The organism is Acinetobacter sp. DMC2, assembly GCF_056314305.1.
On sequence record NZ_JBQUYP010000002.1, the window covers coordinates 137172 to 152335 of the forward strand.

The 15164-nt window shown below is 36.8% G+C and carries 15 protein-coding genes and 1 other RNA gene; 5 read left to right on the plus strand and 11 right to left on the minus strand.

What is annotated here, in order from left to right:
* Positions 1 to 24: 24 nt before the first annotated feature.
* Both pepP and ACT53H_RS04900 read right to left on the minus strand, forming a co-directional pair.
* A complete protein-coding gene (pepP, locus tag ACT53H_RS04895) occupies positions 25 to 1344 on the minus strand; it encodes a Xaa-Pro aminopeptidase (RefSeq protein ID WP_476008756.1) in 1320 nt (439 codons plus the stop codon).
* Positions 1345 to 1411: 67 nt separating this feature from the next.
* The gene (locus ACT53H_RS04900; RefSeq protein ID WP_174759104.1) at positions 1412 to 2041 is read right to left on the minus strand and encodes a UPF0149 family protein; all 630 of its coding nucleotides are present in this window, start codon (positions 2039 to 2041) and stop codon (positions 1412 to 1414) included.
* Positions 2042 to 2105: 64 nt separating this feature from the next.
* Between ACT53H_RS04900 and ACT53H_RS04905 the strand changes: the two genes are divergently transcribed.
* The 5 genes from ACT53H_RS04905 to ACT53H_RS04925 all read left to right on the plus strand — a co-directional run bounded on the left by ACT53H_RS04905 (position 2106) and on the right by ACT53H_RS04925 (position 6384).
* Entirely contained in the window at positions 2106 to 2666 is a 561-nt protein-coding gene (locus ACT53H_RS04905; protein WP_003652857.1) for a hypothetical protein, read from the plus strand.
* Positions 2663 to 2947, plus strand: coding sequence for a cell division protein ZapA (locus tag ACT53H_RS04910; RefSeq protein ID WP_003652859.1), 285 nt, complete (start codon positions 2663 to 2665; stop codon positions 2945 to 2947). Before ACT53H_RS04905 ends, ACT53H_RS04910 begins: the two co-directional genes overlap by 4 nt.
* Positions 2948 to 3136: 189 nt before the next feature.
* Positions 3137 to 3320, plus strand: a non-coding RNA gene (gene ssrS, locus ACT53H_RS04915) — 6S RNA.
* Positions 3321 to 3469: 149 nt separating this feature from the next.
* The gene (locus tag ACT53H_RS04920) at positions 3470 to 4822 is read left to right on the plus strand and encodes a tyrosine-type recombinase/integrase (protein ID WP_476008757.1); all 1353 of its coding nucleotides are present in this window, start codon (positions 3470 to 3472) and stop codon (positions 4820 to 4822) included.
* Between the two features lie 554 nt (positions 4823 to 5376).
* Complete coding sequence (locus ACT53H_RS04925) at positions 5377 to 6384, plus strand: helix-turn-helix domain-containing protein (protein ID WP_159137708.1); 1008 nt, start codon at positions 5377 to 5379, stop codon at positions 6382 to 6384.
* Positions 6385 to 7120: 736 nt separating this feature from the next.
* On the opposite strand, the gene ACT53H_RS04930 is transcribed toward ACT53H_RS04925, so the two are convergent.
* The 9 genes from ACT53H_RS04930 to ACT53H_RS04970 form a co-directional block, all read right to left on the minus strand.
* Complete coding sequence (locus ACT53H_RS04930; protein ID WP_476008758.1) at positions 7121 to 7663, minus strand: glycoside hydrolase family 108 protein; 543 nt, start codon at positions 7661 to 7663, stop codon at positions 7121 to 7123.
* A gap of 60 nt (positions 7664 to 7723) precedes the next feature.
* The gene (locus ACT53H_RS04935) at positions 7724 to 7903 is read right to left on the minus strand and encodes a hypothetical protein (RefSeq protein ID WP_001100986.1); all 180 of its coding nucleotides are present in this window, start codon (positions 7901 to 7903) and stop codon (positions 7724 to 7726) included.
* A 25-nt stretch (positions 7904 to 7928) separates the two neighbouring features.
* Positions 7929 to 8471, minus strand: a complete 543-nt coding sequence (locus ACT53H_RS04940) for a hypothetical protein (RefSeq protein WP_476008759.1) — start codon at positions 8469 to 8471, stop codon at positions 7929 to 7931.
* A 114-nt stretch (positions 8472 to 8585) separates the two neighbouring features.
* Positions 8586 to 8975 carry a hypothetical protein gene (locus ACT53H_RS04945; RefSeq protein WP_101663878.1) on the minus strand — a complete coding sequence of 130 codons (390 nt, stop codon included), beginning with the start codon at positions 8973 to 8975 and terminating at the stop codon, positions 8586 to 8588.
* Positions 8976 to 9031: 56 nt separating this feature from the next.
* A complete protein-coding gene (locus ACT53H_RS04950) occupies positions 9032 to 9181 on the minus strand; it encodes a hypothetical protein (RefSeq protein ID WP_476008760.1) in 150 nt (49 codons plus the stop codon).
* A 278-nt stretch (positions 9182 to 9459) separates the two neighbouring features.
* Positions 9460 to 9843, minus strand: coding sequence for a hypothetical protein (locus tag ACT53H_RS04955; protein WP_476008761.1), 384 nt, complete (start codon positions 9841 to 9843; stop codon positions 9460 to 9462).
* A gap of 63 nt (positions 9844 to 9906) precedes the next feature.
* Complete coding sequence (locus ACT53H_RS04960; RefSeq protein ID WP_476008762.1) at positions 9907 to 12396, minus strand: phage tail protein; 2490 nt, start codon at positions 12394 to 12396, stop codon at positions 9907 to 9909.
* Positions 12396 to 12821 (minus strand): C40 family peptidase, encoded by a 426-nt coding sequence (locus ACT53H_RS04965; RefSeq protein WP_476008763.1) that lies wholly within the window; start codon positions 12819 to 12821, stop codon positions 12396 to 12398. Before ACT53H_RS04965 ends, ACT53H_RS04960 begins: the two co-directional genes overlap by 1 nt.
* 39 nt (positions 12822 to 12860) lie before the next feature.
* A partial coding sequence (locus tag ACT53H_RS04970) for a serine hydrolase (RefSeq protein WP_476008764.1) occupies positions 12861 to 15164 on the minus strand: 2304 nt, incomplete at its 5' end.

The following is a 15164-nucleotide window of genomic DNA, read 5'->3' on the forward strand; positions in this document are numbered from 1 at the left end:
TGCTCCTTTGGCGAATACGTTTAATTATGCTTTAGCTTGCGCCATTAAATGTTCAATATCTGCAATATCTTTAACCACATTAGCAGTTAAAACTCGTGGTCCTTTCGAAGTTGCGACCACATCATCTTCAATACGAATACCAATACCACGCCATTTTTCATCTACAGTTTCATCATCTGGTGCGATGTATAAACCAGGTTCAACTGTAATGACCATACCCTCTTCATATTGACGCCAGTCTTCACCTTTTTTGTAAGACCCGACATCGTGTACATCCATACCTAGCCAATGGCCTGTGCCATGCATATAAAACTGACGGTATGCTTCGGTTTCAATTAGTTCGTTAACATCACCTTTGAGCAGACCTAAATTAACTAGACCTTCAGTTAAAATTTTAACTGCTATTTCATGAGGCTCACGGTATGAATTACCAATACGAACTGCATCAATCGCTGCATATTGGGCAGCCAATACAACTTCATATAATGCTTTTTGCTCAGCACTAAATTTACCATTGACCGGAAAAGTACGGGTAATATCCGAAGCATAGAATTCATATTCACATGCAGCATCAATTAAGACTAAATCACCATCTTTGAGTGGCTTGTTATTTTCAACATAATGTAAAACACAAGCATTGGCGCCGCCACCGACAATACTGTTATAAGACGGAACACAGCCATTTTTCCCAAAAATATAATTGAGTTCAGCTTCAAGAGCATATTCCATCATTTCTGGGTGTACTGTTTGCATCGCACGCGTATGCGCTTCAGCACTAATATTTGCAGCAATTTGCATTAGCTCAAGTTCTTGTGGTGACTTAACTAAACGCATTTCATCAACAATACGGTCGAGCTGGAGTAATTGAGCTGGAGCACTCTTATGTCGGTGCTCGGCATCTACTTTTTTAATCCACTGGCTCACCCGCGCATCAAACTCAGCATCGTGCCCAATCCGATAATAAAGACGCTCTTTATTTAATAATTTTTCAATAATTTCTTCATCAAGCAAATCAATTACATATGCTTCATCAGCATCATAGTCTTCAACTGCACCATCAACTCCGGCACGGAAACCATTCCAGATTTCCATCTCGCGATTACGTTCACGGCAAAAAAGACTATAGCTATATTCTTCATCGTCGAAGGTTTCAATGACAGCAACTGCCTCAGGCTCAGCAAAGCCAGTCAAATAGAAAAAACTACTATCGGCACGGAATTTATAATCCGCATCACGATTACGGTACATTTCCTCACGCGTTGCAATAATTGCAATGCTGTTTGGACCCATTTTTTCTGCCAGACGGTCTCTACGATGTCGAAAATCAGCTTGAGGCAATTTCATAATGATCTACTTGATTTAGAATTTTAAAGTCAAAAAATAAAATACAACCAATAACACATCGCCTCAATTAGCTTGGGCGATGTGGAGTAAACATTTCTACAATATTTTGTTCTGTGTCTACAGCAGCAGATTTACTTTTTGCATGAAAGTTTTTCAATAAAGAACTTTCAGTTACAGTAATTTTTTTTCTACCAATAGACAAACTTACAGGGATTAAGCGTACAAATTCATACAATTCTTCGTAACTGCTTTCGCCTTCTTCATCATTATCAGAGTCTTCAAATTCGACCGCTGCAATGTCTTGAAGGTTTTCAATCAACTCACGTTCATCATCACGAATATGTCCGGATGCTAAACCGAAACCTAATACAACCCCTGCACACCAATCTGACAATGCTTGTACACGCTCTTGAAGTGGGTGCTCATCATCAGGAAGCATTGGTAAATAATCTAATTCATCATCAGATATAGCGTGAACAACATCTTCTGCTTCATTAGTTAAAAGTGTGAGAGCATCTTCACTTAACTCTGGCACATTAAGGGTTGTTAAAATTTGTGACCATTGTTCACGCGTTGGCGCTTCTGTCACACAAACAATACCTGTTAATAGACCATGTAACTCACTAGGGCTTGAAATTTCTTCAATTCCTTCAAAATGAGCGTTCCAATCTGTCCAGCCTGAAATATCGTCTTGCATTCGTTTATCCAATCTCTATACTTTGTATATATTACCTTTGATTGCAATTCTGTGCGACCTCGTTATGTTAGAACAATTACAGCGGCTACAAGCGCATATTAGCGTATTAAAAACACGCTTACATCATTTAGAGAGTGAACATGCGGCACTCTCAGAAGCTAAAGAACTGGCTGAAACAGAGCATCACGCACAAGTTGTGCAAAAAAATAGTATTATCACTAAAAAACAAGAGGAAATTGAGTCGGTAACTGAGCAACTATCTCAGTTAAAAGGTCAATTTCAACAGTTGAATCAGGATGCTAACACACTTGCGGAACGTTATAGCCGATTAGAAAAAAGTACGACTGATTTAAAAAATCGTTTTCAAGAAATTCTTGCCGAACGTAATGAATTACGTGTTGCAAAAGAAAAGTTACAAGCCCACCAGCGTCAAACTCAACAAGAGCTTCATGATTTACAACAAGATCGTGATCGTCTGTTACAAAAAAATGAGCTTGCTAAATCAAAAGTTGAAGCCATTATTCAACGTTTAGGAATTTTAGGCACTGCTCAAGATCAGCATGCCCAAGAAATTCAGCAGCTTGCCCATCCTAATGCTGAAACTGGTGAGGAGACCCAATCATGAGTGAACAAGTCATGGTAGAGCTTAGGCTGATTGAGCAGACCTTTAGACTCGCGACTACTTTAGACAAAAAAGATGAACTTGAACGTGCAGCAGAACTTCTCAATGAGAAATTTAATGAGATGCGTCGTAGTGCTCCACGTGTTGAACACAACAAACTGGTCATTATGGTTGCTTTACAACTGACTCAAGAAGTACTGAGCCTTAATAAGTCTTTGCAAGAATACACTCACTGTGAACGTTTACTGCAAACGATATTGGATGATGTTGAACAAATTGTTTAAATAAATTATCCATACAAAAACGCCTTGCTCTATGAATAATAGATGCAAGGCGTTTTTTATTGGCACTATTAAGCGTAATCGAAATTACTTTATGCCTGTTAATGTACAAAGCTTCATCAAACGCAAACTAAGTTTACAGTTCCAGAGGTTTAGGTGATTGCCAACATGGTCAGATCGGTTATACTTAAACTGTCTCTGGGATGTTCGCCAGCGGGTCTATTCCCCTGCCGATACTTAAACTTATGGATGTGTTCTGTATATTTAGAGTGTATGCCTACCTTCGTGTAGGAAACCCAGCAAGTATACGTCGCGTCCACCTTGAACTCATCGGGTTCAGGGTAACGACACATGCAGCGGCATCTTCGGAGCATTTATTTTATTATAAAAACAATAACTTAATACAATAATCATCAATTTAAAAACCTATTATTTTTCTCTAAATTAATCAAAAATAGGCTTATAGTAGGCTTCAAAAATATTGTGTTATATTGCTGCGTATCGTTTCGTACTTCTTAATTCATCATGAGCCAAAGATATAAGCTTACAAAAACATTTGTCGACAGCATCCCTCTCGAAGAAAGCGGAAGTAAATTTTATCGTGACTCAGTTACTATTGGTTTTGGCTTAATTGCAACAAAGTCAAAAACCTATTTTGTTGAAACGAGAATGCCTGACGGCCGAAACAAAAGAAAGTCTATTGGTAAACATGGCGTATATACTCTTGAGCAAGCACGTACAGAAGCAAAAAAAATATTGTTAATGATGCACCAAGGCATTGATCCAGTTGCTCAGAAAAGACAATTAAAGAATGACTTTAAATCCGAAAAAGAAGCTAATGAATTAATCCCAACGCTAGAACAAGCGTATGAAGTCTACAAAAGTAAAAAGAAGCTAAGTGCTAATACAATCAGTGCTTACGACCGATGTGCTAATGATTATTTTAAAGATTGGAAAAATATCAAAATTACTGAAATTACTCAGAAAATGACTTTAAACAAACATATGGATTTATCTGTGCGAAGTTTAGCGCAAGCAAATCTTGCAATGAAGTTTTTATCTGCTGTCTACAACTTCAACGCTTCAATTCTATATAACGATAATGATGAAAAAATTATCACAGAAAAAAGCCCTGTTGGAGTTATTTACAAAGAGAAGAAATGGAACAAGATAAAACGTCGTAAGGGTTATATTCGAGCAGACCAGATACATGACTGGTCACTTGCCGTGTGTACGACTTGGTGGGCAGGCAATCAAAATTTAAATCATCGTGCATACACAAATCAGGACTTCTTACTCCTATTGATTCTAACCGGATTCCGAAGAGAAGAAGGTGAAACACTCGAATGGGCAAATGTTGACTTAAAATATGGAACTATAAAAATTCAGGATCCGAAAAATCATGAAGACCTTCTCGTACCGATGGGAGAAATGCTTTGGTATATTTTGGCAGAACGTAAAAAACTTGCTGGCAATAATAAGTACGTTTTCGCTGGTGATACGCCTGATTCACATATCGTTGATAAGCGTGAAGCTCGTCATACGATAACTGAAGCAACTGGTATTGAATTTACATTTCATGATTTGCGGAGAACCTTCGGAACTATCGCAAATAGTCTAGCGATTGGTAGTTACACAATTAAAAAACTCATCAATCACATGGTAGGTGATGATGACAACGATGTAACCGATGGGTATGTCCAAGTAACATTTGATGATCTTCGTAAAGCTATGAATATGATTGAAAATGTTGTGCTATCTGATATCTCAAAAGCTTTGATCAAAAACAGAATCTACTTTGAACAAAAATCAATAAGGAATATGAAAGAAAAATGGATTGAGCATAACAATATTATTTTAAGCCGATATTGTGAATAGTTAGGGGTTAGACCATGTTTTGTTTCTGGCCGAAACTGGTCGATGAGTAAGAATCTGTTTAGATCGGATCAGTTGTATTAATAAAGTAAAAAAAACACCTAAGATGGATATGCCTGAAGCTCTTAGGTGCTGTTCTATAACTCGATTGGGTAAGTAGAACAAAGGCTAAGCGAGGATTGGGTTACCTCTCAGTAAAAGTAACAATGATTTATTTTAAAATCAATTTCATAAATTGCGTGAATATTCAACTAAATTGCAAACAAAAAATATAAATTAATATATTAAAAATAAATAATGAAATCGCAATTTTATGATATTTATTTCACACATTATTTATAATAATAAATTTAAATCTCATTACAAAATTAAAGAGTAAAAAAATAAAATTATAAAAATAAAATAATTTTTACCAAAAAATAAAAATAACGTCCTGATTTGAAAACATAAAGTCCTAATTGGACAATATTAATTATAAATTTTTTCATCTTTTTATGTAACATTAATATACATATCTCCCACAAACCAATCTGTTTAATTTTTGTACTTTTAAATCTATGGCAATTTTTATCAAGCACACTCATATTATTTATGATTATTTAGTTAGCAATAAGCTTTCCAATCCTGAAATAGACTCTAAAATTTTAAAAATTGAGGGGGTGGAGAGCTTTATAAACTCAAATAATTGTAAAGTTGCATTTAAAAACTTAGTAAAATATTGCTCAACTTTAAGAGATTTAGGTATTCCTCTTAAAGCTGGTGAAATTGATATAAATAATTATGGATTAATTGAATTAGGCCTTCAAATTCAAGAAAATTACTTACAAGCATTACAGTTTATAACAGACAATCAAAGTTTAATTTTTCCATTTGCACAGGTTGAGCTTCAATACAATCGAATACTAAAATTCATAATAGATCCACTTTTATTTATTGATGAGAGAATTTATGGCTATATTTTTACTGTAGAATACCATCTGAGTCAAATATATAGTCTTCTGAAACAACTTATCTGCAATTCTTTAGTCGTAAAAAATATTAAAGTAAAGTATGCAGAAAATGAATATAGTTATTTAATTAAGAATTATTTCAATTGTGAAGTAATTTTTAATTCACCTGAGAACTCTCTCACCATTGATATAACGCGTGATAAACTTTATCAAAAAATTACTCCTTATCCTTATAGAGATATTCGGAAAAAAATTGACATTTTACTAAATAAAACAAATGTTAAAAATAAATCTAACGGTGAATTGAAAAGTAAAATCTTATCAATTTTAGATTCTCAACAGAATTCTAATATTGATGAATTTACTATTTCAAATTATTTAAATATGCACCCACGTACATTAAGACGAAAACTTCATGCTGAGGGCATATCATTTAGAGAAATTATCAATGAGTACAAGATGGATAGAGCCATTTTCTTAATATCTTCTACAAACTATAATTATAAACAAATCGCTTTTATGATTGGTTTTAAAAATAATGCCAGCTTTAGCAAAGCCTTTAAAAAATGGACAGGAAAAACACCACAAGAATTCAAAACAAGCTTATATTATTAATAAAAAATCAACCCTACCAACATAATTAAGAATAAAAAAGATAATACAGTTGTAAAAGGATAGAATAGAACAATTAAAATTTTATCAAACCAATGAATATAAGGATTATCTTTCAAACCTATAATTTTAACAATTGAAAAAATTAGTGAACCTATAAAAACTAAAGTAATTAAAAGCATAAGTATAAAATCCCCAAAGATATAATGATCCATTTCAAAATTCCATTTAATAATTTCAAACTCTAAACTCATCCAACCAATACTCATCAATACTATTAAATTTATTTAGTCGTTTTTTTTGTATTATTTCTTCCTCTTCAGCTAATCTAATAAAATCAAGAATTTCATAAGAACTTACAAATCTAAAACATGCATTATTTTCAATTGGAAACTTAAAAACCACTATTTTATTAATGAACCCCAATGGATAAAACATACACAATACCAACAAAATAATTACAAAAATATTATAGTTGCAATATATTATTCATATAGGACATTTATATTTCCATTTAGGACAAATTTAATTATTTTTATAATTAAAAATTTATTATTTTTTAATACAGATTTAATAATTATCTATTCATATAAAGTTATTATCTTAATCAAACAATATTATTTATGTGCTAATCTTCACATTATTATTGATCATATGAGTTGTGCATCCTGAAAGCAGAATGCACGTCATTGTTAGGATCAATGCAAACTTAGAATGCTTACAATGATAGACTTTCATTCTATGCAATCCGATTGCTGATCCAGCCATAAAAGAATTGTTCTTGCGTGGGATTACGCTCACAGATTTCGATATAGCGTTGGCCTTGCATGATGTTGAGTACTCGAAGCAAAACCTTTTCTCCATCTTTTCCACGCTTGGCCAAATAAGTTTTAAGTGCTTTTAAAGTAGCTGGTCCGTAAATTCCATCAACTGATAGATCTGGCCACCCTGCTTTGCCCTGGTTATTCAGCAAGTTCAAAGCACGTTGTAAAAGTGGTTTTGCAAATCCTGTACCGCAATTCACACCAGTGTCTAAAAGCTCTTCAGCAACCAACGAGCTAATTACATTCACCTGATCAAATCTCGGAGCTGTCCAGTACTGTTTTTTATAAATTGCCTTTGCAGTTTCAAGTGGTAAGTCTTTCATATTGCCTTTAAAACCATTTTCCCGTGCTACGGCTTGGGTAATGCCATACTTTGTTGCTCCGCCACGATCTGCTGGATTATTTACATAACCACCTTCACGTTTAATAAGTTCTTCAAGATATTGTTCAATGTTCATTTTGCTTTCCTCTAGGCAATAAAAAACCCCGCATTTGCGGGGTTTTTTTGTTTTAAAACTTTATGATACTTTTCGGAGACGAGATGCATGAATAGTGCTGCGCATATCACCCTTGAGCACTTCTCGCATACTTGGAGTTTTTGCACAAGCGGACAATACACATTGAGCTACCAATTCATTAACTTTTTGTTGTTTTGTTTCAGTTAATTGAACATGACTTAGCAATGAAATAACGTTCATAATTCCCACACCTATTTAGTAAGGTTTATTGACGTCGAAAGGCAAGCCAACGCTTACCTTCGAACTTAACTGTCAAACCAGCTTTATCTAATTCTGATTTAATTGATTCCGCTGCGTCATGCATTCGCTGTAAGAATGCTTGACTATAGTCCGTACGTGCGTAGATTTTAGTCGCACTACCAGAACAATCAGCATGCTGCAAGAATTTTTGAATGATGAAGATCAAATATTCTGCGTATTTCGAATCATATTCTGAATCAACTAAACTATCAAGCTCTGGGCTAATGTAGATATCAAAAATCTTTAACGTTAATTCACGACCCCGACGATGATATCCGACTTCAACAATAACATTTGGATGTTCACAATCATCTTCACAAATACCGATATAAGTGTTTAAACTTTCACGCGTTAAATAATCCCCATAATCTTTACTAGCTTGAATATGTTCAAAAAACTGTTCATTTAGTTCAATTAATTCGTCATCAAGATTTAATGCTATACCGCGATCAATCCAGTGTCGTGCTGTTGTTTTTAATAGTTCTTCGTCAAATGAAATGATGTTCAATTTTGTTCCTCTTTTATAAAGTATAGAAAAAAGAAGATAACAAATTATAAAAACAATATAAAGAACGACACTTATTGAAACACTAAATTTAGAGAAATCCGCCCGAAGGCGGCATTAACTGTTTTCAATATCATTTCTGGCTTTCTTAACTTCTTTGATTACTTCAATAATCGTCTTACCTTCCTGTTTGTTAATAAAGTTAAATGTCCACCGGACCAACGCCCAACCGGGAATACCGCAAACAAAGAAGAATCCACCCAGTGCCATCATCCCCCAAATATCTGTAATCCATTCGTGAAGGCCCCACTTCACAATGATGAATGAACCGCCTGCTAAACTTGAAACAACTGTACAAATGAGCCCCACAGCCCATTCTTGAGGTGAACGTGGCATACGTGTCATTAATACCACTGCTGCAACTAAAGCGACAGCTAAAGTCACCATAATTGCTGCCCCGTAAAATTTTAAAAGTGCTGTTAAACCGCTAGTGGAAACTGGTTCCATTTATATCTCCAGAAATAAAAAAACCGCCCGAAGGCGGTCCGTAAGTAAATATGCTATTATTTCAGTACTAGAATAATCACAATAACAATTGATCCTATAACGAACCCTAAATTAGTTATTGCTTGTAATAGTCCTGTTCGGTCAGCACCTTTCTCACTCATTTTTCCCACTACATTTAATTCAGATTTTGTTGTATGCTTAGGCATAGTAGAACTTCTCCTTAACTTTCGCTGGTTGAGTTGAATTAAAAAGCTCATGATTGCCGTCATGGGCTTTTTGCTTTTTAGGTTTCAAGCACATTCAATACTTTTAAAAAAAGATTAACAAGGCTTCACACCATGCTTATCTTTTAAACTATCTTAAAGAGATCATCATGCTTTATCAATAGGATATTATCGTAAGTTACTGAATTCGCTATAGTAAATTTCAAATTTAGTCTTTTAAAACTTGATATGCTCTATAAGATATTGTTCGATATTCATTTTTAATCACCTTTAACTTCTTTTTTTAACTCTTTAACAACTTCAACGATGTTTTTACCTTCCCGCTGATTTATAAAATTCGCCGTGATCCGGACAATGAACCAGCCGGGCAATCCACATGCAAAGAAAAATCCGCCAAGCGCTAAAACGCCCCAAATATTATTTACCCACTCATGTAGACCAAACTTCATAATAAAAAATGATCCACCCGTGATACTTGAAACCACTGTACAAATCAGCCCTACCGCCCACTCTTGCGGGTTTTTAGGCATCCGTATCATCATCACAACAAGTGCAATAAGAGCCGTACTTAAAATGACAACAATCGCCATACCGTAAATTTTAAAAAAGGCACTCGCGCCAGCAGTGCTAATAGGTTCAGCCATATTAGGCTCCTTAAATTTTGGTCAAAAAAAGCACCCGATCGGGTGCTAAGAAAATGATTTAAATTACGCTTCAGAAGTACTTTGAGTTATCTGATTAGAATAATTCCAGTCGGTATTTTTCCATACATCGCGTGCAGCAACACGGATGTAATAAGGCGTTGTTGCTTGAAGATCTTTAATCGTTTTCGTAAGTTCTGTACCAGTCCAAGTTGGACTTGTAGTTGTGGGGTCAAAGTTTGGAGTACTACTGAGCCAAACGGCATAATCTTTCAAATCTGGCACTTCGCTAGGTATCCAGCTTACAGTTATAGAATCATTTGTTGCTGAGGTATAAATATTGGTAAGTAATGGCGGTACCGGATTAGTAATACTTAGTTCAGCAAAAGAACTTAGCTGTTCACCGTTTTTACTGGCCACCCGAATAGTGTACGAGCGACCGATGCCATCTTGCATAGCTTCTTCAATTGAATAACTAAAATCCGTATTGGTAGTATCTACCTCACGTATTTTCACGGCATCGGACCATACTTGAACGTGATAACCAGTTGCACCTGTTGCCACCTGCCACTGCACCTTGAAAGAAGTACCAATAAAAGGTGATTGCAACGATAAGCCTTTAACACTGGTAGTACGACCACCGGTTAAAGTATAGCTATAGGCCGTAACCTCATCTAAAGTTTGCTCTTTGCGTTCCAATCCGTTGAAACTGGTAAACTTTAAAAAGATCTGTTTACCTATAAGATTTTGGTTAAAACCATAATTGAATATTGCCTTATCTAAACGAACAAAAGGCTCACCTGCACTATGATTTTGAGCATCAGCAAAGCGCCCTCGCAATACATCACTTAATGTATATAGCCCTGTTCCGTTTAATGTGGCCACTTGATAATTAAAATACTCATCACCAACTTTACAAAGTGTTTGATCGGCTTGAGCATCTTCTAATGTACCGCTGAAGATCTGACTTGAAGTATTCAGCTCCACCTGTAAAGCAGTATCATCACTATCAATACCAGTGACAAGCTGACCATAACGCGCGGATCCATATACCGTACCAATCATTTCATAAGTTGTATCATCAAGGCTTACCCATACATTACAGCCACCCCAATTGATTCCACCGGATACAGCAATCCATACTTGATTTTGGCCATTGGAGAGATCTAGCGGGGGTTCAAATATTGCCGGTGCATTTACATTTCCAGCTTCTTCATTACCACCTTGATAACCATTAGAAGCCTGTAAATCATATTCAATTGCTGATCTTGAGCCTACGGCTAATTCTTCCGCTGTGACTGTCAACTCACCTTGTTCATCTTCCTCAATACGTGTGATACGCACGAGGAAACGATTCAAACCTAAAACCGGATCCGTTAAAGTTACAATATCCATTGGCTCTAACCGGCAATATTTCCAACCTAGGCGAAATTCATATTCATTACGCACATAAAGCAATCGTTGTAATCGTAGCTGTGCGGCATGACGGGCTATTTTAGGTTCACAAAAGAAATGATTCTCTACCGGATCTTCCGTACGCAATCCATACATTTCAATATTTGCCTGATCTTTGGCTTCTACTGTTTCGGTGTTGTACTGGTTATATCGATTGATGTATTCAATCTGTACATGATTATAAGCATCAGTATCACGGCTACGGCGTACTTGTACCGGTTCCTCATCGTCAATGAAGTCATCATCTGTCAGGTGATAAACCGGTGTGAGATTTGGCGTAAACGTAACGCCGTTGCCTGTTAGTGCAGAATCACCAAAGGATTTAATTTTTAGCCCGTCAGGGCTTGGTACCACCGCACAATTTACAGCTTCGACAATCTCATTAATCGTCTCGTATGCCGCACGTTGCTCAGTAAAGGCTGGGCTAATCAGCAAATTGGCCGCTCGACAATAAGTACGAAATTCTGAAAGATCTGCCATATTTAAATCAGGAGCAGCCCCATAGCGAGGATGTGTAATAAAGTCTTCAATCACATCTGCGGGATTAGCATCGTCAATAGTTTCTGACAATGTAATCGTGCTAATCACCTCAAAGTTATGATTTGAAAGGCTAGCGCTATTTCCCATCTCATAATTAGCACAAGCAACATATCCCAAATATGGATAGTTAATGGCCTGATCCGGATGCTTTGAAACTAACCACCCCCATGGCGGGTTATTATTCCCATCATATAATTCAAACTTTAACTGATCGATTGGATCTAAAGTAATAGATCCTTCTTGCTTAGGTACATATTGCTCTTTATCCACCCAAATTAGCCCGATCTTTTTAATCTGGTTCTCACATAAACCGAGCATGAGAGAAGCACTATAACTAAATGTGGTATTGCTCGTTTTACTGCCTCCACCTTTCCCGCCTGATTTAGTAACGGTTGTATGTGGAGTTGCCAAGAAATCACCATACCAAAACATATTCGCAGCTACGCGGGTTTTACCGTACAACAATGGCTGACATAGACCATAAGCAGACTGTTGAATACGCATAGAATTAATACGGGTATCCGTTGTACTGATCGTTGTACTTCCAAATAATCCACCCATTATTTCAGCCTCTTCATACGATAAAAGCCCGCTATTCGGCGGGCTAAACTTCCTTTGGTACCATCTTGGATAATCACGCCTTGATGGATATAACTATGAATGACCTGCGGCCACTCGATAACAATTGCACCATGACTAATGCACTTACCGAAATGATATAAAACAATATCACCTGGTTGCGGTAGCCCTTCAACCGGATCACATACACCTAAAATAAGCTCTAAATAACGCTGCCCCATCTGGTGCATGTGCCAATCGGGAGGATATGGCCGCGGATCTAAATAATCCATAAGCCCTACTTTCTCATAGACCTCACAAATCAAAGTACCACAGTCCACACCTACACCTTTTACGCGGCCTTGGTGATGATATGGTGTACCTAGCCAAGTTAACGCCTCATCTACGGCTTGTTGTCCAGTACTCATATTTACTCCATAAAAAAAGCCCCTTATTAATCGGGGCTTTTAATTCTTCAAAACAATTTGAAGCGGTGCGGGGTATGCGTATGCATTTCTTGCATACTCAACTATAGATTTTACATCGCTATATCTATTTGAATCAGAGGATGAGCCCGCAGTGACAGCAACAGCAGTAAAACCATTTCTCAGCCGGACAAATAACATCATGTTGTATATTGAAGGAGCTAAGGTTCCAGTTTTTCCTCCAATTGCCCAAGGCTCACCGCTCACCACCGGATCTACAGAACTGTCGATAACAATACTTCTAGGGTTACTACCTTGAATGCTAATCGTATGATGTAACTGCCCCCAAATTGAAAGCATTGTTGAATTCTTACTGGCATATACGCCAAGTTTAAGTAAATCACTTACCGTTGAAGAATGCCCACTTGCGGCTAAACCAGATGGATTTTTAAAAGTTGTGCCGGTCATACCTAGATCAGCAGCTTTACTGTTCATTCGTGAAATGAATGTTGCGGTATCACCACCCAAAAAAGCTCCTACACTTCTGGCCACTAGATTTGCTGAAGTATTACTTGAAGGAAGCATCATATTAAATAAAGCATCTAGCAAAGTGATTTGATCACCTTCTAGCAAATTATTTCCGCTGCCTGTTGCAATATCTCCAGTTGCTACAGTCAATAAAGTATTGAAAGTCATACCAGACTCTAAAGCTACAATGACCGACATTACTTTCGTAACTGATGCTGGTGCAATAGAAGTGCTAATAGACTTTGAGAATAAAAGCCCTGAATAGTTAGCATTTCCAGATAAATCAATTGGAACTAATCCCGCAGAGGTTGCTGTAAGAGTTGGCAAAGATGGTATAGCTTCGACTTGCTTATTGTTTATCGCAATCTTCTCGTCAATCACGGCCACATCCACACCTTGCTTCAAGACATATTTAATCGGGTCGATAATATGCCCCCATGCTTGGGATGTAGAGACAGCATGCGAATAAAGTACAGTTTGATCAAAGCCAGCAGTATCGACTGTAAAATCAAATGAAATACTGGTATCTACAGTTGATTGCAAAGTAAATTGAGTAATACCCGTATTTGGAACGATTTCATATTTTGTTGTTGCTGAAGACGTAAGTGCTTTAACCGTACCACCAGTATCAACAAACCCAGCTTTTGAGATTTCCTGCAAAATCCAACCAAATTTATTTGCTTCACTTGCAAGACTAGAGTTATTTCCAAAATACGAAATTCTGTAATAACAATCAGGATTAGCACCATTCACCTTGATATCAAGAATGTGTTTCTCTAATGCCTGAACTGTAGTATTCGCTGCAACTGCTGTGCGAGTCAGAGCAAGCATCGGGTAAAGCTTATCTCGATTTAGCGTTAATGAATCTTTACTCGTAAAAGGCGCTAAAGCATCTTCAACACTGATTTTACGCCACGCAGCAACACCTACTTTTTGCCAAACGATATCTGGTCGTGATGTTGTGCTTAGTTCCCAATATGCATATCCACTAAACTTGAAGCGTTTTAAAATTCCATAAGTTGCTGGAAAATCAGATGGAAAGTCCAACATGTCACTTACAGCATAAAGCCCTACCGCCAATAGATCAGAAATATTACTTCCTGAAACAAGACCTTTATCTGCTAAAGATACTGCAAGTGACTGTGTCACAGCTGCCGATGTAGCCGCCGCCGCGGACTCCTCAAGACTAATTTTACGCCATCCAGAAACACCAACTTTCTGCCATGTCACATCTGGTCGCGAAGTAGAACTTAACTCCCAATAAGCATATGAGCCAAACTTATATCGTTTCAATATGCCGAATGTTGTAGGGAAATCTGAGGGAAAATCGGTCATATTTGAAACTGAATACAGCCCAACATCAGTCAAATTCGTTATTGCTGAATCAGTAACTACACCTCTATTCACTAATGCAACACCCATAATCTCTGTTTTAGCCGCGTCAGTTTCTGCTGAGGTTGCTTGAGCCACCCAAGCAGACCAGCTTGCAACGAATCTACGAATATATAACTTTCCTGAAAACGTTAAATATTCATGCTGAGTTGAGTTTGAATTGCTATGTTTAACAACCCTCAAAGCACCAGCCTCATTAACAGGATAGCCACGGGAAGTATTAGCAACAATTGTATTGAGAGCTGTATAAGTTCCTGAAACTTTTAAGTCATCCAGATAATCTGTTTCTGTTAAAACCTTAAACGTGAAATTTGCGTTTGAATCAGCATAGTTTTTGGCATTCGATTCAGCGGTATTTGCTTTAGTGGTCGCGTCATTAGCTGCTGTACTAATAGCTTCAGACTTAGCAGCATTTGCTTTTGTACT